The organism is Flavobacterium sp. Root420, from assembly GCF_001427905.1.
In the GTDB taxonomy this organism is placed as follows: domain Bacteria; phylum Bacteroidota; class Bacteroidia; order Flavobacteriales; family Flavobacteriaceae; genus Flavobacterium.
The window spans coordinates 39466-58689 of record NZ_LMEF01000014.1; the positions used below are offsets into that span (position 1 = coordinate 39466).

At 33.9% G+C, this 19224-nt stretch carries 17 protein-coding genes and 1 riboswitch; of the genes, 11 read left to right on the plus strand and 6 right to left on the minus strand.

Translation table 11 applies throughout. From position 1 onward, the window contains the following. The first annotated feature begins 52 nt into the window (after positions 1-52). From cobT to ASC72_RS10890, 5 genes are all read left to right on the plus strand, one after another. Complete coding sequence (cobT, locus tag ASC72_RS23640; RefSeq protein ID WP_082564291.1) at positions 53-1732, plus strand: nicotinate-nucleotide--dimethylbenzimidazole phosphoribosyltransferase; 1680 nt, start codon at positions 53-55, stop codon at positions 1730-1732. 151 nt (positions 1733-1883) lie between these two features. Further along, on the plus strand, positions 1884-2681 hold the full coding sequence (locus ASC72_RS10875; RefSeq protein WP_056190706.1) for an adenosylcobinamide-GDP ribazoletransferase: 798 nt from the start codon (positions 1884-1886) through the stop codon (positions 2679-2681). After that, positions 2666-3202: an alpha-ribazole phosphatase gene (gene cobC / locus ASC72_RS10880; RefSeq protein ID WP_056190709.1), complete on the plus strand. Its 537-nt coding sequence runs from the start codon at positions 2666-2668 to the stop codon at positions 3200-3202. The genes ASC72_RS10875 and cobC overlap by 16 nt, the downstream gene beginning before the upstream one ends. Before the next feature lie 68 nt (positions 3203-3270). Then, positions 3271-3476, plus strand: a riboswitch (cobalamin riboswitch). A gap of 26 nt (positions 3477-3502) precedes the next feature. Continuing rightward, on the plus strand, positions 3503-5356 hold the full coding sequence (locus ASC72_RS10885) for a TonB-dependent siderophore receptor (protein ID WP_056190711.1): 1854 nt from the start codon (positions 3503-3505) through the stop codon (positions 5354-5356). 4 nt (positions 5357-5360) lie between these two features. Then, positions 5361-6413 carry a YncE family protein gene (locus ASC72_RS10890; RefSeq protein WP_056190713.1) on the plus strand — a complete coding sequence of 351 codons (1053 nt, stop codon included), beginning with the start codon at positions 5361-5363 and terminating at the stop codon, positions 6411-6413. Positions 6414-6504: 91 nt separating this feature from the next. On the opposite strand, the gene ASC72_RS10895 is transcribed toward ASC72_RS10890, so the two are convergent. Continuing rightward, entirely contained in the window at positions 6505-7977 is a 1473-nt protein-coding gene (locus ASC72_RS10895; RefSeq protein WP_056190715.1) for a S41 family peptidase, read from the minus strand. A gap of 230 nt (positions 7978-8207) precedes the next feature. Between ASC72_RS10895 and ASC72_RS10900 the strand changes: the two genes are divergently transcribed. The 4 genes from ASC72_RS10900 to ASC72_RS10915 are packed head-to-tail and all read left to right on the plus strand — an operon-like array spanning position 8208 to position 10266. Next, positions 8208-8717, plus strand: coding sequence for an RNA polymerase sigma factor (locus ASC72_RS10900; protein ID WP_026984094.1), 510 nt, complete (start codon positions 8208-8210; stop codon positions 8715-8717). Continuing rightward, on the plus strand, positions 8704-9162 hold the full coding sequence (locus tag ASC72_RS10905) for a hypothetical protein (protein ID WP_056190717.1): 459 nt from the start codon (positions 8704-8706) through the stop codon (positions 9160-9162). Before ASC72_RS10900 ends, ASC72_RS10905 begins: the two co-directional genes overlap by 14 nt. Positions 9163-9190: 28 nt before the next feature. After that, entirely contained in the window at positions 9191-9718 is a 528-nt protein-coding gene (locus ASC72_RS10910; protein ID WP_056190734.1) for a DUF4252 domain-containing protein, read from the plus strand. 2 nt (positions 9719-9720) lie between these two features. Beyond that, positions 9721-10266: a DUF4252 domain-containing protein gene (locus tag ASC72_RS10915; RefSeq protein ID WP_056190719.1), complete on the plus strand. Its 546-nt coding sequence runs from the start codon at positions 9721-9723 to the stop codon at positions 10264-10266. Between the two features lie 77 nt (positions 10267-10343). Here ASC72_RS10915 and carB read toward each other — a convergent pair whose 3' ends face one another. Both carB and rpmH read right to left on the minus strand, forming a co-directional pair. After that, a complete protein-coding gene (gene carB, locus ASC72_RS10920) occupies positions 10344-13199 on the minus strand; it encodes a carbamoyl-phosphate synthase large subunit (protein WP_056190721.1) in 2856 nt (951 codons plus the stop codon). 147 nt (positions 13200-13346) lie between these two features. Beyond that, the gene (gene rpmH / locus ASC72_RS10925) at positions 13347-13508 is read right to left on the minus strand and encodes a 50S ribosomal protein L34 (protein WP_008464848.1); all 162 of its coding nucleotides are present in this window, start codon (positions 13506-13508) and stop codon (positions 13347-13349) included. Between the two features lie 166 nt (positions 13509-13674). Here rpmH and ASC72_RS10930 point away from each other — a divergent pair, with 166 nt between their 5' ends. Further along, complete coding sequence (locus tag ASC72_RS10930; RefSeq protein ID WP_056190723.1) at positions 13675-14190, plus strand: hypothetical protein; 516 nt, start codon at positions 13675-13677, stop codon at positions 14188-14190. Positions 14191-14597: 407 nt separating this feature from the next. Here the strand turns inward: ASC72_RS10930 and ASC72_RS10935 are convergent, their stop codons facing one another. Beyond that, positions 14598-15257 carry an alpha/beta hydrolase family protein gene (locus ASC72_RS10935; RefSeq protein WP_056190725.1) on the minus strand — a complete coding sequence of 220 codons (660 nt, stop codon included), beginning with the start codon at positions 15255-15257 and terminating at the stop codon, positions 14598-14600. Between the two features lie 279 nt (positions 15258-15536). Here ASC72_RS10935 and ASC72_RS10940 point away from each other — a divergent pair, with 279 nt between their 5' ends. Beyond that, positions 15537-15842 carry a GNAT family N-acetyltransferase gene (locus ASC72_RS10940; protein ID WP_241775680.1) on the plus strand — a complete coding sequence of 102 codons (306 nt, stop codon included), beginning with the start codon at positions 15537-15539 and terminating at the stop codon, positions 15840-15842. 73 nt (positions 15843-15915) lie between these two features. On the opposite strand, the gene ASC72_RS10945 is transcribed toward ASC72_RS10940, so the two are convergent. Together ASC72_RS10945 and ASC72_RS10950 are read right to left on the minus strand one after the other, a co-directional pair. Next, a complete protein-coding gene (locus ASC72_RS10945) occupies positions 15916-17550 on the minus strand; it encodes an ABC-F family ATP-binding cassette domain-containing protein (RefSeq protein ID WP_056190727.1) in 1635 nt (544 codons plus the stop codon). Between the two features lie 269 nt (positions 17551-17819). Next, positions 17820-18995 carry a GlmU family protein gene (locus ASC72_RS10950; RefSeq protein WP_056190728.1) on the minus strand — a complete coding sequence of 392 codons (1176 nt, stop codon included), beginning with the start codon at positions 18993-18995 and terminating at the stop codon, positions 17820-17822. Positions 18996-19224 lie beyond the last annotated feature (229 nt).

Consider the following 19224-nt stretch of genomic DNA (forward strand, 5'->3'; position numbering starts at 1 on the left):
TTTTTGAAATTGGAATTTGGATTTTTTTTATTGGAATTTTAACCCCAACAACATGACTAATTTAGACGATATTTTAAAATCGCGTCGTGATACCCGGCATTTTACCGCTGATGAAGTTCCTGATGAAGTGATTGAAAAAGCTTTACAGGCAGGACATTGGGCACCTTCTGTTGGACTAACGGATGCTACACGCTATTATATCATTAAATCGGCAGAAGTAAAAAATGCGATCAAAGATTTGTTCTTAGATTATAATAAAAAAGCTGAATCACTAACCGATAATCCGGAACAGAAAGAACACTATAGATCGCTGAAACTCGAAGCTATTGAAGAAGCACCAGTTGGACTTATTATAGCTTATGACCGTTCCGTTTTAAATCAATTCACAATTGGAACCGTTGGCAGTAATGAAGCGGTGAAATTTAGCTCGGTTTGTGCGGCTCAGAATATCTGGCTTTCCCTTACCGATCAAGGTTATGGCATGGGATGGGTTTCAATTTTGAATTATCATCAGTTTAAAAAAATACTCGATTTACCTGAAAACATTGAACCTTTGGGTTATTTCTGTGTTGGAAAACCGGCCACAAATTATGATAATCAGCCGATGTTGCAACAATTGCACTGGAAACAGAAATCAGAAGCACCAATTTGTTCGGAAATTAAAAATGTAACAGAAAGTTATATTTCTGATTTGAAATTAAAACCTCAAACTGACGTTGAGAATAAAAAAGATTTCAGCAGACTTTTACAAGAAAAAATAGACGGTAAAACCAAACCCGTTGGGGCTTTGGGAACTTTAGAATCTTTGGCTTTTCAGATGGCAACTGTTTTTGAAACATTAAATCCAAAAATCATAAATCCGAATATTGCTGTCTTTGCGGCAGATCACGGAATTGCAAATCACAGCGTGAGCGCTTATCCGCAAGATGTAACCCGCCAAATGGTTGGTAATTTTTTGGAAGGCGGCGCGGCGATAAACGTTTTTTGCAAACAAAATAACATTCATTTGTCGATTGTTGATTCGGGTGTCAATTATGATTTTCCGACAAATGCGAATCTCATAAATGCCAAGATTGCAAAAGGAACCCAATCGTTCCTGCACGCGCCCGCAATGAGCAAAACCGAATTGCAATTGTGTTTTGAAAAAGGAAAGTCAATAGTCGAAGATATTGCTAAAACGGGTTCGAACTGCATTGGTTTTGGTGAAATGGGAATTGGGAATACTTCTACCGCTTCGGTTTTAATGAGTCTTTTAACTGATTTCTCTATTGAAGAATGTGTTGGAAAAGGAACGGGAGTTGAAAATAAAAAACTAATTCAGAAAAAGCAATTTCTAAAAAAAGCAATTGAAAATTATTTCGGTCAAGCCGAATTAAAAGAACAGCTTGCTTATTTTGGAGGTTTCGAAATCATACAAATGGCAAGCGGAATGCTGACGGCTTTTGAAAACAAAATGCTGATTCTGGTTGACGGTTTTATTTGCAGTGTTGCTTTTTTAATTGCTTCAAAAATGAATCCTGCTATTATAAAAAATGCTATTTTTTGTCATTGCTCTGCTGAACAGGCACATCAAAAATTACTTCACTATTTAAATGCGAAACCAATTTTAAATTTAGATTTACGTCTGGGTGAAGGAACGGGTTGCGCGATTGCTTTTCCGATTTTGAAATCGGCTGAGGCTTTTTTAAATGAAATGGCTAGTTTTGAGAGTGCCGGGGTTAGCAGGAAGTGAGAAAAGCACCTTGGTTTGTCATTTCGAAGGAGAAATCACATCCAGAGAGCGACGCACTGTGTGTGAGCTTCTAGTGTGATTTCTCCTTCGTCGAAATGATAAGATTATCTAAATTGTATTCATTAAATATTAAAACAAATATCTTTCATAAATGAAAAAAGAACTACATATTTTCTTCACCTGTTTAATGTTTTACACCCGAATTCCATGTCCAAAAAACATCGATCATAATCCTGATTATTTAAATAAAGCCACACGTTATTTTCCTTTTATTGGATGGATTGTGGGAAGTATTTCTTTTTTGGCTTTTTATATTTTCGCTCAGTTTTTGTCTGTTGAAATTGCTGTAATTTTAGCCATCATCGCCTCGATTCTAACAACTGGTGCTTTTCATGAAGACGGTTTTGCGGATGTTTGTGATGGTTTTGGCGGAGGCTGGACCAAAGAAAAGATTTTAATGATTATGAAAGATAGTGCCATTGGTGCTTATGGAGCAATTGGATTAGTTTTATTATTTTTATTGAAATTTAAATTACTTTCTGAGTCAATTTCTATTTTTCAAATAGAAAGTTATAATGGACTTCTGCAGATTTTTCTTTTGTTTATATCAGCTCATTCTCTAAGTCGTTTGGTTGCTATTTCTATCATTTTCACACACGAATATTCGCGTGATGATGCTACGAGCAAAAGCAAACCAATTGCTAAAAAACATACCTGGAAAGAAATTCTAGGCTCTTTTTTCTTCGGATTATTGCCCCTTTTAGTGCTTTCTTATTTTCAGTACAAATTCTTGTTTCTCTTAATTCCCGTTTTTATAACACGTTATTTTTTGGCGCGTTATTTTCAAAAATGGATTGATGGCTATACTGGGGATTGTCTGGGTGCAACACAACAGGTTTGCGAAGTTGTTTATTATTTAAGCTTTCTTTTTATATGGAAATTTATCTAGTTCGTCATACCGAAACTGCTTGTGAAAAAGGCCTTTGTTATGGCCAATCTGATGTAAACATAGCCGAACCTTTCGATTCCATTTTTAAAAATATTGTAACACAATTACCTTCAGAAGCAATTGTTTTTTCTAGTCCCTTAAAACGTTGTGTTCTTTTGGCAAAATATATTCAGGATAACATCAAAACAATATCTTATCAGGAAGATAAACGTTTAATGGAAATGAATTTTGGCGATTGGGAAATGAAAAACTGGAATGATATTCTGCCCGAACAACTCAATCCATGGATGGAAGATTTTGTAAATGTTCCGGCTTCAAATGGAGAATCTTTTGTGGAATTACATAACCGCGTTGAAGACTTTTTAACTGATTTAAGGTCAAAAGAAATCAATCAGCCAATTGTTCTTGTTTGTCACGCCGGAATCATCAGAAGTATCTTATGTCATTATTCTTCTTTGCCGTTAAAAGATGCTTTTCAGAATAAAGTAGATTTTGGTGAAGTCATTAAAATTGAGCTCTAAGAATGATTTTGTTTAGAATTTGACTTAAAAAGTAAAACAAATTTGATAATTCAACATTTTTAACTTTATCTTTGCCCGAAATTTAAGGTTGTGTTTTAATTTTAAAAACGCATTAAAAGGGAATCAAGTAAAATCTTGAGCTGTACCCGCAACTGTAAGCTAAGTTCTGAAAAGAATGCTTGTTGTTAACTACAAAACCACTGTTCGCCCGGCGAATGGGAAGGTAAACAACAAGACGCAAGCCAGGAGACCTGCCTTTATAACAAATATCGAACTCTCGGGAAAAAGAGTGTAGAAATTATGACTTTAAAAAAACGCTTTGCTTTTTGTTTGCTGTTGCTGTGCCAGATTATTTCGGCGCAAAACGATTCTATTACAAATCTAAAAACGGTTGTAGTTTCTGATGCTAATCTTAAAAAATATTCCACTTCACAATCGGTTTTAAAGCTTAATGATTCTGTCATCAATAAAAATGAAGCTTTATTAACGGATCTTCTAAATTTCAACTCAACTATTTATTTCAAGGAATACGGACGCGGCATGCTTTCGACAGTTGCTTTTAGAGGAACAACTTCATCGCAAACGGCTGTAATCTGGAATGGAATCAATATCAATTCTCAAATGAACGGAAGTACTGATTTCAATACGATTTCTGGTTCCGATTATAATTCGGTTAGTGTAAAAGCCGGTGGAGGAAGTGTTATTTATGGAAGTGGAGCCGTTGGAGGAACCGTGCATTTAAATAATGATCTGAGTTTTTACAAGCGTTTTGAGAATAATTTGAAATTGGATTACGGAAGTTTCAATACCATCGGAATTAATTATAAAACTACTATTTCGAACGAAAAATGGAGTGCTCAAATTGGTTTTTCTAAAAACAGTTCGACAAACGATTATAAATATCTGAATCAATATACCTGGAAAGGCGAACAACGCTGGAACCAAAACGGGCAATATGATGTTGTAACTATGAGTGCTAATTTGGGTTATAAATTTGATGCCAAAAACAGTCTGAAATTATACAGTCAAGCTTCTAACACAGATCGAAATACCTCATTAATAACAGAAACAGAAACCAAAAGCAAGTATGTGAATGGTTTCAATCGAAATTTACTAGAATACGACGGCGATTTTGGAAAATTCAAAACCAATTTCAAAACTGCTTATATTTTTGAAAATTATCAATATTACGCTGATAATTCACTTAATCAATACACTTTCGGAAAAACGGAAAACTTCATCGCCAAAGCTGATTTAGGTTATACGCTTTTCAAATCGACACAGGTCAATGGAATTTTAGATTACAACCGAACTAAAGGTTTTGGAAGTGGTTTTGGTGATAATACAAGAGAAATTAGCTCTGCAGCATTATTTATTAAACAAGATTTTTCAAAAGATTGGAAAAACGAATTTGGCATCAGGAAAGAATTCACGGATAATTACAAATCACCGGTTTTATTCTCTTTGGGATCTTCGTATCAATTTGGAAAATTATATAATTTAAAATTGAATTTGTCAAGAAATTTCAGAATTCCAACCTTCAATGATTTGTATTGGGAAGAAGGCGGAAATCCGGATTTGAAACCTGAAAGTTCCTATCAGGCAGAAATTGGAAATGTGTTTACTTATAAAAACATTTCGCTCACGCAGACTTTCTACTATATCAAAATTACCGATTTATTACGTTGGATTCCCGGAAGCAACGGAATCTGGACACCGCAAAATACGGATAAAGTCAACACTTACGGAACCGAAACTTTACTAAGCTGGAAAAAACAATATGGCAAAAATTATTTTGGTGCCAATGCCACTTATGCCTACACGGTTTCTGAAGATCTGGAGACAAACAAACAACTCTTTTTTGTTCCTTTTAATAAAGTTACAGCAGCTGTTTCTTATTCAAGGAATAATATTTCAGCTTATTATCAATTTTTGTATAACGGTTTTGTTTATAGACAAGCTGATAATGATCCAAATGAAATTGTAGAGGCTTATATGGTTTCAAATATAGGAATCGATTATGATTTTAAATTTTTAAGCTCTTTCAAACTAGGGTTTCAGGTTTTAAATCTTTGGAATGAAAATTATGAAAGCCTTGAAAACAGACCAATGCCGGGAAGAAATTTTAACATGTACTTAAACCTTAAATTTTAATATAATGAAGTTAACCAGATTATTTTTAGTAGCATTAAGTGTATCGCTTTTTGTTTCTTGTTCAAACGATGATGACAACAATGATCCGAAAGGAGTTTATGATAATGGTTTTTTCATCTTAAACGAAGGAAATTCTGATGGTGGTTCAGTTTCTTTTGCAAGTGATGATTTAGCCAATTTTACAACAGATGTTTACAAGACTGTAAATGGAGCTGATTTTGCTGGAGTATATCTTCAAAACATCTTTTTTGATGGAGATAAAGCCTATATTATTGCTGGTGGATCAAACGTGATTAATGTTGTAAATCGTTACACTTTTAAATTAATTGCAAAAGTTGAAACAGGACTTGCAAGCCCAAGATATGGAGTTGTAAAAGATGGGAAAGCATATGTAACGAATGCTAATACGTATTCTTACATTAACCCGGCTACTGGTAATACTGATGATTATATTGCAATAATCGATTTGGCTACTAATAAAGTAGAATCTAAAATTGAGTTGGGCGCAACTGCAAATAGAATTTTATTGGAAAACAATAAACTATACATTACAGATTCTTCTAATGACAAGGTATTGGTAGTAAACCCTGCGACAAAAGCATTAGAAACTCCGATAACGATTGGTGATAGTGGTGACAGTATGGAAGTTGAAGATGGTATTTTGTATGTTTTGAGAGCTCCTTATGGTAATAACAGAAGTGAAATTGTAAAAGTAAAATTATCTGACAAATCGGTTACTAAAATTACTTTCCCTGCATCTTTAGACAGAGCCGGATACTTAGACATTTATAATGATAAGGTTTATTATACTTCTAACAAATCAGTATACGCAATTACGACTACAGCAACAGAAGCTTCAACTACAGCAATTGCAACTGCTAGTCTTCCTGCAGGTGGTTCAATTTATGGTTTTGCTGTAAACGATGATAAAATATTTATTGCTGATGGGGGCGATTTCGGATCCAACAGCAAAGCTTACATCTACAACTTAAGTGGAAGTTTGCAAAAAGAATTGACAGTTGGTGTAGGACCAAATGGTTTTTACTTCAACGATTAATACCTTTATTTTTTTAAATTAGTTTTTGGATTTTTTGTAAAAAAGGCTTTCATTTCTGAAAGCCTTTTTACTTTTTATTTCTTATTTACATCTATTTTAATGCTCTTAAAAGCCCTTCTGGTGCTCTTTCAGTATACATTTGATTTCTTATTCCGTTCATTGCTTTAACATTCGTGAACGTTCTTAAAGCCTGAGTTCTGTCCTGCTGGATTTTCTTCGCAGTTGAACCTGTAATTTTGGAAATTGTTAAATTCAATAATGGCTCTGACGGATCTCCTAAAACCCCCATATTATTAATATACTCCAATTGCTCATAAGTTGGTGTCAAACCGTCTGTATATTCTCCAAAACCAGCAGAGTTCACAATTTTTAAAACTAAAGGCTGCATAGCATATTTATGATTTGGATTTCTATTTGTTTTCCCGAAACTAGGTGAATCATACAAGGTAACCGAACCTACATTTTTACCAACCGTCGTCTCTCCTACCTGAACTACAGAAATATAAGGTACAAGTCCGTTGATAACCAATTCACTTGCAGAAGCAGTTCCATCTGTAGTAATGATATATATTTTAGATAAATTCAGGCTATTGATTGCAGCTCCGTCTATTTTATCCGGAAACCTGACATTCAACGATTCGGGATCTTCGCTTTCGTAATATTCATTCACCTTTGGATTCCATTTTTCTTTGGCAAAAATTTTAGTTGCAAACTGACCAGTAATCATACTTGCCAGCCTTGATGCTGTTTGAATCGAGCCTCCGCCATTGTATCTTAAATCTAAAACAAAATCAGTTATTCCTTGTGATTTTAATGTCGCAAAAGCGTCATTAAGTTGGGCATCATAATTAGCATAAAATCCATTATACATTAAATAACCAATTTTATGACTTCCGGAAACAATCACTTTATTAATAAAAATTGGATTTTCATCTAATGTAGTTTTAACCAAAGCCACTGTTTTACCATTAGAAGTAATGGCTGTTCCATTCATAGTTGCCATATTCAGTGTATAGCTGTCAGCATTCAAAAGTCCTTTATAATTTGAAACTGTTAGCTGTGTTCCGTTTACGGCTGTAAAAAGATCACCACGTTTAATATCTTTAGTTGAAGCATCAGAATTTGGAATAATATAACGAACAAACCCAACTAAATCTGTTGTACTTCCCGGTTTGTAACTCAATCTAAAATCTACTCCATCATTTTTTGTAGTTCCCTGAAGTTCTCCTTCCAAAACAGTATAATCGTCAACAATCCAGCTAAAACGATCAATTGCCTGTCCTTTTGGGAATTTACTACTTGGTTTATTCAGTAAATCCTGAAATAAATCATCGGGTTGAGAATATCCTTTTAAAAAAGAGTTAAGCGCTTCCTGAGAACTAAAACGATCATCAGCTAAATTAGGAACATCAGGTTGCCATAAATAAAACTGATTTAATCCTTTCCAGATAAAATCATTCACCTGCAAATCTGCCGGAGCAGCAACATCATCCTGATCTTCGCACGATTGCAAAGCAAAAGCAAGCAAAAACGCAAGTAATAAACTCTTTAATATTGTTTTCATATAGGTAAGTATAGTGGTATCAATAATATATTAACGTAAAAATACTACCTTTAGTTTTAACATTATTCAGTTTAAGTTGTTTTTTCAAAAAAAAATTAAAAATACGTTGTAACAAAAATAATAGTGCCTCGTCTTGACTATATAAGCTTACTTATAAATATTGATTAATTAAAAAAAATCATACTAAGAAAGTAACTTATAACCGACCAAAAACCAACAAATAACCAATTATGAATCAAGTTGCGTTTATAGAATTGATCAATCCTTTTAAAGACAAAGTTTTTCGTCTGGCAAAAAGATTGCTCACTAGTACTGAAGAAGCTGAAGATGCGACACAGGAAGTAATGGTGAAATTATGGAACAAAAAAGAAAATTTAGACGCCTATAATAATATTGAAGCTGTCGCAATGACAATGACCAAAAATTATTGTCTGGATCAGTTAAAATCTAAAAGAGCAGGAAATCTAAAAATAGTTCATAATAATTATACAGATCGTGAACCACAGTTAGACAAAAAACTGGAAGATTCTGATAGTCTGGAGTGGGTCGAAAAAATAATAAATCAGTTGCCCGAGCAACTCCAAATATTAATTCAGCTTCGCGATGTTGAACAATATGAATTTGATGAAATTGCAAAAATTGTCAACATGAATGAAACGGCTATTCGGGTAGCACTTTCGAGAGCGAGAAAAAAAATAAGAGAATCAATGGTTAATACACACAGTTATGGAATTAGATAAAATAGAAAATATATTAGAAAAATACTTTCAGGGAGAAACTACTATTGCAGAAGAAAACCAATTAAAAGAATACTTTTCTTCGCCGAATGTTGCGCAGCATTTAGAGCAATACAAACCAATGTTTGGTTATTTCTCTCAGGTAAAACAACAAAAATCGAAGCAAGAGATACCACTACAAACTAAAAAACGTAATGTGGCGTGGTTATCAATTGCAGCTTCAGTTGTTGTTTTACTAGGAATTGGAACCTTTTATTATGTGAGCCAGGAAACTACAACTCCGGTTGTAGCGCAATCAGAATTAGGAACCTATGATGACCCGGAAGAGGCACTTGCTGCAACGCAAAAAGCTTTAGCCTTATTATCAAACAATGTGAATGTAGGTATTGAAAGTGTACAATACATTGAGGAATATGAACAATCAAAAAACAAAATTTTTAAACAGTAATTTAAATCAATCAAAAAAAATAAACAAAATGAAAAATTTCATCATAACACTAGTTTTCGCATTCGTTAGTACCGCCTTTTATGCTCAGGGAGCCTTTGACAAATTTGATGGTCAGGACGATGTAACCTCAGTAATTGTAAACAAAAAAATGTTCGATTTAATGAGTAAAGTAAAAGTTGACGCTTCTGATAAGGAAATGCAGCAATACATCAGTCTGATTAAAAAATTAGACTACCTAAAAGTGTTTACAACAAAAAACCCTAAAATCGAAGCTGAAATGAAAGCTTCAGCAGATAAATATGTTAAAACAGCCGGTTTAGAAGAATTAATGAGAATTAATGACGGTGGCAGAAACGTAAAAATATCAGTAAAATCAGGAGCAACAGATTCTCAGGTAAGAGAACTACTGATGTATGTTGACGGAGTTAAAGGTGACGAAACGGTTTTATTATCTTTAACAGGTAATTTTGACATCAACGAAATCTCAGTACTTACAGACAAAATGCAGCTTCCTGGAGGTTCTGATCTAAAAAAAGCCTCTAAAGGCAAAAAATAATCATGAGAACCAGCATCTTTACCACAGTACTTTTAGCATTATTAACTTTAGTAAGTTGTAATTCTGAACCATCATTACAAAAATATTTTGTACAGAATACCGATAATAAAGATTTTATCGCTGTTGATGTTTCGTCTAATATTTTAAACTTAGACAAAGCAAAGTTATCAGCAGAACAAAACGAAGCTTTAAAATCGTTTGACAAAATGAACATTTTAGCTTTTAAAGCAGACGATAAAAATCAGGCTCAATTTGAAACGGAAAGAGCAAAAGTAAAAGCAATTCTAAAAGATCCAAAATATCAGGAATTAATGAAAGTTGGTTCTGGTAAAGACGGTGCTTCTATAAGTTATGTTGGCTCTGATGAAAACATCGAAGAGTTTGTAGTTTTTGCCAACAGAAAAGAAAATGGTTTTGCAGTAGTTCGCGTTTTAGGAAAAAACATGAACCCGAACAACATCATGACATTAATGTCTGTTTTGCAAAAGTCAAAAATTGACATGGAACAATTGAAACCTTTGCAGCAATTGGTTAACACCAATAAATAATACATCTTACTTTAAATTGAAAAAGCTCCAATTTTCATTGGAGCTTTTTTTTGTATATCAGAATTTGTGTTTCTATTTTATTTACTCAAATACATTTTTCTTCTAGAATACAACTCGTAGAATTGATCGTCTTTTAAGTCATCAATAAACAAGATGCTTTCTCCAGTCGATTTCATTTCTGGCCCTAATGCTTTATTTACATTTTGGAATTTACTGAAAGAGAAAACCGGTTGTTTGATCGCATATCCTTTCAATTGCGGATTAAAATCGAAGTCTGTTACTTTATTGTGCCCTAACATTACTTTTGTAGCGTAGTTTACATAAGGCTCTCCGTATGCTTTTGCAATAAATGGAACTGTTCTAGAAGCTCTTGGATTAGCCTCAATAATATAAACTGTATCATCTTTTATAGCAAACTGAATGTTAATCAAACCAACTGTTTTTAAAGCTCTCGCTATTTTATAAGTATGATCTTTAATCTGCTGCATTACGAATTCCCCTAAGTTGAAAGGAGGCAATGTCGCATTACTATCTCCAGAGTGAACTCCGCAAGGTTCGATATGCTCCATAATTCCGATGATGTAAACATTCCCATCAGCATCACAAATTGCATCTGCTTCCGCTTCGATTGCTCCGGCCAAATAATGATCTAAAAGCAATTTATTTCCAGGAATCGTTTTCAATAAATTAATAACGTGTTCCTCCAGTTCTTTTTTGTTGATAACGATTTTCATTCCCTGACCTCCTAATACATAAGAAGGACGAATCAATAATGGGAAATCTAAAGTATCTGCTAAGGCAGAAGCCTCGTCAGCTGTTTCTGCAATTCCGAATTGTGGGAAAGGAATATGTAATTCTCTCAATAAGTCTGAGAAACGTCCTCTGTCTTCCGCTAAATCAAGCGCATCAAAACTAGTTCCGATGATTTTTACTCCGTATTTAGATAATTTTTCAGCTAATTTTAAAGCGGTTTGTCCACCTAACTGAACAATAACACCTTCCGGTTTTTCATGCTGAATGATGTCATAAATATGTTCCCAGAAAACAGGCTCAAAGTATAATTTATCCGCTGTATCAAAATCAGTCGAAACTGTTTCCGGGTTACAGTTTATCATGATTGTTTCATAGCCACATTCTTTTGCTGCCAAAACTCCGTGCACACAAGAATAATCAAACTCAATTCCTTGTCCAATTCTGTTTGGTCCTGAACCCAAAACGATGATTTTCTTTTTATCAGTAACAATGCTTTCGTTATCTACATAACGTTCGCCGTTTGCTTTTTCGATCTCAGCCTCAAAAGTCGAGTAGTAATAAGGTGTTTGTGCCTTAAACTCAGCCGCACAAGTATCAACCAGTTTAAACACACGGTTGATATTTTTTTCCATACGCAAAGTATGTACTTCACTCTCCAGACAATTCATCATGTGTGCGATTTGTCTGTCGGCAAAACCTTTTTGTTTCGCTTCAAGCAAAAGCTCTTTTGGAAGGTTCGAAATTTTATAGTTCGAAATTTCTTTCTCTAAAGTATAAAGTTCTTCGTATTGTTTTAAGAACCACATATCGATTTTTGTGATTTCATGAATACGGCTCAACGGAATTCCCATTGCAATCGCATCATAAATTACAAAAACACGATCCCAGCTTGCAAAAGTCAGTTTCTCAATAATTTGCTCGTAATTCGTATATCCTTTTCCATCAGCACCTAAACCATTTCTTTTGATTTCTAACGATTGTGTTGCTTTGTGTAAAGCTTCCTGAAACGAACGGCCAATCCCCATAACTTCACCAACAGATTTCATCTGAAGTCCTAAAGTTCTGTCAGCACCTTCAAATTTATCAAAGTTCCAACGTGGTATTTTAACAATTACATAATCCAATGTCGGTTCGAAAAGAGCCGAAGTCGATTTTGTAATTTGGTTTTGCAATTCATCTAAATTGTATCCTAAAGCCAGCTTAGAAGCAATTTTAGCAATTGGATATCCAGTCGCTTTTGATGCTAAAGCAGAAGAACGAGACACACGAGGATTAATCTCGATTGCTACGATATCTTCTTTTTCGTCTGGGGAAACTGCGAATTGTACGTTACATCCTCCTGCAAAATTTCCGATACTACGCATCATTAAGATCGCATAGTCACGTAATTTTTGGAAAGTTGTATCTGATAAAGTCATTGCTGGTGCAACTGTAATCGAATCTCCGGTATGAATTCCCATCGGGTCCATATTTTCGATCGAACAGATAATCACAACATTATCATTTTTATCTCTCAAAAGCTCCAATTCATATTCTTTCCATCCTAATAAAGCTTTGTCAATCAGCACTTCATGAATTGGTGACATTTCTAATCCGTAGGTTAGTTTTTCGTCAAATTCTTCTTTGCTGTGAACAAAAGCCGCTCCGGTTCCTCCTAATGTAAACGAAGGGCGAATTACTAACGGAAACCCAAATTCCTGAGCAATTTCTTTTCCTTCAAGGAAAGAAGTTGCCGTTTTTGCAGGTGCAGTTGGTACATTTATTTTTTGAAGCAATTGTTTAAATTGCTCTCTGTCCTCAGTAATATTAATAGCATTTACATCAACACCAATTAATCTTACTCCGAAATCCTGCCAAATTCCTTTTTCATCAGCTTCCAAACATAAATTCAAAGCCGTTTGTCCACCCATTGTTGGCAAAACTGCATCAATTTGCGGATGTTCCTTTAGAATTTCAATAATCGATTTTGTAGTTAATGGTTTCAAATATACATGATCGGCCATGGTTGGGTCGGTCATAATAGTCGCTGGATTTGAGTTTATCAAAATAACTTCAATTCCTTCTTCACGAATAGAACGTGCAGATTGAGATCCTGCATAATCGAATTCGCAAGCTTGACCAATAACAATAGGTCCTGATCCTATTATTAAAACTGATTTTATTGATGTGTCTTTAGGCATTGTATTTGTATTGTGTAGTTATATAAAGTACTTTAAAAAACATTCGTAGTATATTCTAAACTAGAACGTTGCAGCTTTTTTTACCGACAAGGTATAAAAAAAGGCGATACTAAAAAAGTAATCGCCTTATGTATGTTTATACAAACATTATTTTTTGTGTCTAGGCTCGCTAGAAACAGTTAATTTATGTCTTCCTTTTGCTCTTCTACGCGCCAGAACTTTTCTTCCATTCGCAGAAGCCATTCTGTCCATAAATCCGTGCTTATTTCTTCTTTTTCTTTTCGATGGTTGAAACGTTCTTTTGCTCATTGCTTTGTATCTTTAAAATGGTATCTAATATCTCTTTTCTGTTTTACAATAACGTTATTCTAAAACCGAGTGCAAATATACAAAGACTTTTTTTTCTGGCAAGTACTTTAATAAAAATATTTTTAATTCATTTTACTATATTTGCAATCTCAAATATACATCTATTATGTTTAACAAAAATATTAAACTTATTTTAGCCGGACTTCTTGTAGTTGCTGGCGTTTGGCAATTTACAGAGAGTAATATCGGGAATGGTATTTTCCTTATATTATTGACTGCAATTCCGATTTTTCTTTATTTCAAAAACGAATTTATTCTTTTAGCCTTCCTTAAATTAAGAAAACAAGACTTCGAAGGTGCTAAAAAATGGCTAGCATACATCAAAAATCCGGAAGCTGCATTAGTAAGAAAACAACAAGGGTACTTTAATTACCTTCACGGAATCATGTTATCTCAGACCAATATCAACCAGGCTGAGAAACATTTCAAGAAAGCAATCGAACTTGGACTATCAATGGATATGGATTTAGCAGTAGCAAAATTAAACCTTGCCGGAGTTGCAATGTCACGCAGAAGAAAGCTTGAAGCGACTAATTTATTGAACGAAGCTAAAAAACTAGACAAACAAGGCATGCTGAAAGAGCAAATCACCATGATGAAAGATCAAATGAAGAAAATCTAAACTTCTTTAAACTACGATATTTAAAATCCCAAATTCCAATTTATGGCGTTTGGGATTTTTTTGTCATTGCGAGGAACGAAGCAATCTCACTCAGTGTTTTTTGATAAATCATGGAATTTATTAGAATTTGGCTTTTAATCAGGAGCTATTTCCTGCTGTCCTTCCAATCTTTTGTGCCGAACCCCGGCACAAAAGGATTCTCCCTCCCATCAGGGCTAGGGGAATCGTTTTCAAAAGAAGATTTACCCCCTTGAACTATTAATTCTCATTTTTTATCAGAAATGACAAGATTGTGCATAATAACTTTGCTCGTAAACCTCATCAAAGCTCAAAAACCTTAACAAAGATTCTAAGACCCCCAAAGAATTGGAATTTAGAATTTAAAAAAATTGGAATTTTGAAGATTTCTAATCTTCCAATATGATCGAAGGCAAATTCTCATTCAGCCATTTGTATTTATTAAGAATCATAACATGCGTTCCTCCTTTTACAATAATACAGCTCTTAATATACTTTATAGGAAAAACATCGTCCTTGTCGCCATGGATATGGATAACGTTTTCATCTCTTTCATCTCTGTCCCATAAAATTACATTTTCAACAGCCCATTGCAAATAATTAAGATCCCGCATGGCCAGAAACTTCTCATACAGCTTAATACGTTTGTTTATTTTTTCCCCAAAAGAATATTTTGCAAGATTTTCGATATTCAAAATCAACTTCATCGGGATCAACTTATACGCCTTTGTCGTTTTCCCAATCTTCATTCTTCTCGGAAATTCAGTATTACTTCTTACACTTGAAATAATGATTATTTTCCGAACGGGAATATGTTTTGCCATTTCCTGAACCAGAATTCCTCCAAAAGAAACGCCAATTAAAACCGGATTTTCATGTTTAATGTTTTTAGTGATTCGCAGTGCATAATCAGACAATGATTCTTTAGGCTGCGGAATCTCCCACTCCAGCAAACACATTTCAAAAATAGATTCATCTAATATAATTCTTTCAAAAATGCTTGAGCTTGCGGCCAAACCAGGCATAAAATATACAGGAATTTTAGTCATTTGCTGGAAAAGGAATTTTAATTACAGTTTCAATTTCAAGTTAAATTTACTTTTTTATAATATACACAGCAAATCTCACACCATAATTCGATATTAAAACAAATAAAATTACAAAAAGAGAATTAAGCAAGCACTTAAAAAAATAATTTCATATTGAAAATCAAATGATTACCTTTGTATGCCAAATGATTCGTATTCAATCTTCACCAAAACAAGTTTGAACGAATTAAAACCCTAATCTATATTAACATTTTTAACCTACTAAAAACATGTAAAATTATGGAACCTATTGAAACAATTATGGAAATCAAAGACAACACTTTCGCAAGACAATTTGAAACCATAACCCCCGAAGGACTAATTTCTGTCGAGTATTCATTTCAGGAAAAGAAAATTTTCCTAACAAAAATCAATACTCCGGAAGGTTTTGAAAATCAGGAGTTGATTAATACATTGCTTAAAAGTATTATGGAAATTGTCATCGAAAAGAAATTCAAACTAATGCCTATTCATCCAAAAATTGCACTTTTTATTAAAAAAAACCCAAAGTACAAAGAATTACTCCCTCCTGGAATTAGACTTTAATTTCACGATTTCTCACAAAATAAAAAAGCACAAGTTAATCCTTGTGCTTTTTCGTTTTATATATGTTCAAAAATTATTTTTCGATCTCTCTCATAGAATCCATTTTTTTATGCGCTAAGAAACCGGCAACATCTTCAAAATGTTCTTTCACTCTTTTGTTTCCAAATTCAAAAACCTTAGTAGCCAATCCGTCAAGGAAATCACGGTCGTGAGAAACCAGAATCAAAGTTCCGTCGAAATCGCGCAACGCATCTTTGATAATATCCTTAGTTTTCATATCTAAGTGATTCGAAGGCTCATCCAGAATCAGTAAATTAACTGGCTCCAGCAATAATTTTATCATTGCCAAGCGCGTTTTCTCTCCACCTGAAAGCACTTTTACTTTCTTGGTAATATCATCACCCTGAAACATAAATGCCCCTAAAATATTTTTGATCTGAGTTCTAACATCACCAACAGCAATATTATCTATAGTTTCAAAAATGGTAGCATTTTCATCTAACAATGAAGCCTGATTTTGGGCAAAATATCCAATTTGTGAATTATGACCAATATCTACACTTCCTTCATCGATACCAATTTCTTTCATGATCGCTTTGATCATAGTCGATTTACCTTCACCGTTTTTACCTACGAAAGCCACTTTTTGACCTCTTTCGATAACAATATTAGCATCTTTAAAAACGACATGATCTCCGTATGATTTAGACAAATCCTTTACCACAACAGGATATTGTCCTGAACGCGCCGCCGGAGGGAATTTTAATTTTAAAGCCGAATTATCTACTTCATCAACCTGAACAATCACCAATTTCTCCAACATTTTAACACGTGACTGAACGGCATCGGTTTTAGAAAACGTTCCTTTAAAACGATCAATAAAAGCCCTGTTATCAGCAATCATTCTTTGTTGCTCATCATAAGCTTTTTGCTGATGAATACGACGATCTTTTCTCAATTCTAAATAATGAGAATATTTTGCTTTGTAATCGTAAATTCTTCCCATTGTAACTTCAATAGTACGATTCGTAATATTATCTACGAATGCTCTATCGTGCGAAATTACCACAACTGCCTTTGCAGAATTAATCAAAAACTCTTCTAACCACTGAATACTTTCAATATCCATGTGATTCGTTGGCTCATCCAGCAAAATCAAATCCGGTTTTTGCAAAAGAATTTTAGCCAATTCGATTCTCATTCTCCATCCTCCTGAAAACTCAGAAGTCTGACGCGTAAAATCTTCACGTTCAAAACCCAGACCAACTAAAATTTTCTCAACTTCAGCTTCATAATTTACTTCTTCAATCGCATAAAATTTCTCACTTAAGTCAGAAACTCTTTCGATCAATTTCATATAAGCATCACTTTCATAATCCGTACGAACTGTCAATTGCTCGTTGATTTCGTCGATTTCAGCTTTCATTTTAAAAATCTCACCAAAAGCTTTTGAAGCTTCTTCCATTACAGTAGAGCCATCTTTAGTCAATAAATGCTGAGGCAAATAAGCCACAACAGCATCTTTTGGAGTCGAAATACTTCCGGTTGAAGGTTTACTTTGACCTGCAATTATTTTTAGAAGTGTCGATTTTCCCGCACCATTTTTACCCATAAGGGCAATTTTATCATTTTCATTTATAGCAAAAGAAACATCGCTAAATAATGTAGTTCCACCAAACTGAACCGAAATATCGTTAACTGTAATCATTACTTTTTGTGAATTTGTTTAATCGGTTAATCGTTTATCTGACTACCCCTTTTTTTCGTGGTGCAAAGATAGATTTTAATTAGATAATGTGCCAATTCTAAATGTGGCAATTTGTCAATTAGATAATTAGATAATTTCAATAATTAGAAAATGTGCCAAATAGAAAAATTATATAATTTTAAAATTCATCAAAAAGTAAAACCGGACAAGTTCTAAAACTTGTCCGGTTTACCAAAATTATCTAATTGACTAATTTTCTAATTATCTAATTAGTCTTTTCTCCATTTTTTCGTTTCTTCAAAAATATGTTCCAGGATTGTAGATTCTGTTTCGTCAAACTCAATGTTTCTTCGTCCCATAACCAATTTCGCCGTTTCAAAAGCTTTTTTGGTTATATAAGTTGTAAACCCGGCTGCACCGCCCCAAGAGAAACTCGGAACAAAATTACGAGGAAAACCACTTCCAAAAATATTAGCACTCACTCCTACTACAGTTCCCGTATTAAACATCGTGTTGATTCCGCATTTACTGTGATCTCCCATCATCAAACCACAAAACTGAAGTCCGGTTTTAGCAAAACCTTCCGTTTCGTAGCTCCATAATTTCACTTCTTCGTAATTATTTTTTAGGTTTGAATTGTTACTGTCTGCGCCAATATTACACCATTCACCCAAGACAGAATCACCTAAGAATCCGTCATGTCCTTTATTTGAATTAGCAAAAAGAACCGAATTTTTAACTTCTCCCCCAATTCTTGATCCAGGGCCAACTGTAGTAGCACCATAAACTTTAGCATTCAGCTTCACCTGCGCATTTTCGCATAAAGCAAAAGGACCACGAATTACAGTTCCTTCCATAATTTCGGTATTCTTACCTATATATATAGGACCAGTGGACGCATTTAAAGTTACAAACTCTAACTTTGCTCCTTCTTCAATAAAAATATTTTCAGGCGCAATTACATTTACACTCTTTGGAATTGGCTGTGATTTTCTGTCTTCTGTTAAGAAATTAAAATCAGCGCGAATGGCAGCATCATTTTTAGAGAAGATATCCCAGGTATGTTCAACTGTTAAACAATCACCATTATATTGAATGATTTCATAAGAATCGAAATCAACCTCTTCCTGATTTTCAGTTGTAAAAAAAGCAATTACATCATCACCCTTAAAGATTGCCTGATTTTCTCTTAAATCAGAAACCATTTCAGCAAGCGTATCATTTGGTAAATACGCTGCATTTATCATGACATTTTCTTCCATTTCCACCATCGGAAATTTGACAGATAAATAATCTTCGGTAATGGTTGTAATTGTTGAACCCAAACGTGCTTCCCATTTCTGGCGAATTGTCATAATTCCAATTAGAATATCTGCTACAGGCCTTGTAAAAGTAAAAGGTAATAATGCATTCCGGACGGGACCGTCAAAAAGAATGTAATTCATAAATATTAAAAATTTGGTACTTAATTAAAATCTTGATTTGGTTATCGAGTCCAAAGTTACAAATATTTTATTTGTTTAAATAAATCAGACTTTTACTAAATCAATACCAAAGTAAGAACATTCCATAAAAAAGAAGCCGTCTCAAAACAAAATTTGAGGCGGTTTTTTATTTGTTGTCCATTGTGGTTTTTAATGTTTTGATTTTAAGGAGAGGCAAAAATTGCCCTTA

Bases quoted from the DNA above. Each gene is read 5' to 3' on its own strand.
- cobT (WP_082564291.1), top strand. From the start codon at position 53: ATGACTAATTTAGACGATATTTTAAAATCGCGTCGTGATACCCGGCAT.
- ASC72_RS10875 (WP_056190706.1), top strand. From the start codon at position 1,884: ATGAAAAAAGAACTACATATTTTCTTCACCTGTTTAATGTTTTACACC.
- cobC (WP_056190709.1), top strand. From the start codon at position 2,666: ATGGAAATTTATCTAGTTCGTCATACCGAAACTGCTTGTGAAAAAGGC.
- ASC72_RS10885 (WP_056190711.1), top strand. From the start codon at position 3,503: ATGACTTTAAAAAAACGCTTTGCTTTTTGTTTGCTGTTGCTGTGCCAG.
- ASC72_RS10890 (WP_056190713.1), top strand. From the start codon at position 5,361: ATGAAGTTAACCAGATTATTTTTAGTAGCATTAAGTGTATCGCTTTTT.
- ASC72_RS10895 (WP_056190715.1), bottom strand. From the start codon at position 7,977: ATGAAAACAATATTAAAGAGTTTATTACTTGCGTTTTTGCTTGCTTTT.
- ASC72_RS10900 (WP_026984094.1), top strand. From the start codon at position 8,208: ATGAATCAAGTTGCGTTTATAGAATTGATCAATCCTTTTAAAGACAAA.
- ASC72_RS10905 (WP_056190717.1), top strand. From the start codon at position 8,704: ATGGAATTAGATAAAATAGAAAATATATTAGAAAAATACTTTCAGGGA.
- ASC72_RS10910 (WP_056190734.1), top strand. From the start codon at position 9,191: ATGAAAAATTTCATCATAACACTAGTTTTCGCATTCGTTAGTACCGCC.
- ASC72_RS10915 (WP_056190719.1), top strand. From the start codon at position 9,721: ATGAGAACCAGCATCTTTACCACAGTACTTTTAGCATTATTAACTTTA.
- carB (WP_056190721.1), bottom strand. From the start codon at position 13,199: ATGCCTAAAGACACATCAATAAAATCAGTTTTAATAATAGGATCAGGA.
- rpmH (WP_008464848.1), bottom strand. From the start codon at position 13,508: ATGAGCAAAAGAACGTTTCAACCATCGAAAAGAAAAAGAAGAAATAAG.
- ASC72_RS10930 (WP_056190723.1), top strand. From the start codon at position 13,675: ATGTTTAACAAAAATATTAAACTTATTTTAGCCGGACTTCTTGTAGTT.
- ASC72_RS10935 (WP_056190725.1), bottom strand. From the start codon at position 15,257: ATGACTAAAATTCCTGTATATTTTATGCCTGGTTTGGCCGCAAGCTCA.
- ASC72_RS10940 (WP_241775680.1), top strand. From the start codon at position 15,537: ATGGAACCTATTGAAACAATTATGGAAATCAAAGACAACACTTTCGCA.
- ASC72_RS10945 (WP_056190727.1), bottom strand. From the start codon at position 17,550: ATGATTACAGTTAACGATATTTCGGTTCAGTTTGGTGGAACTACATTA.
- ASC72_RS10950 (WP_056190728.1), bottom strand. From the start codon at position 18,995: ATGAATTACATTCTTTTTGACGGTCCCGTCCGGAATGCATTATTACCT.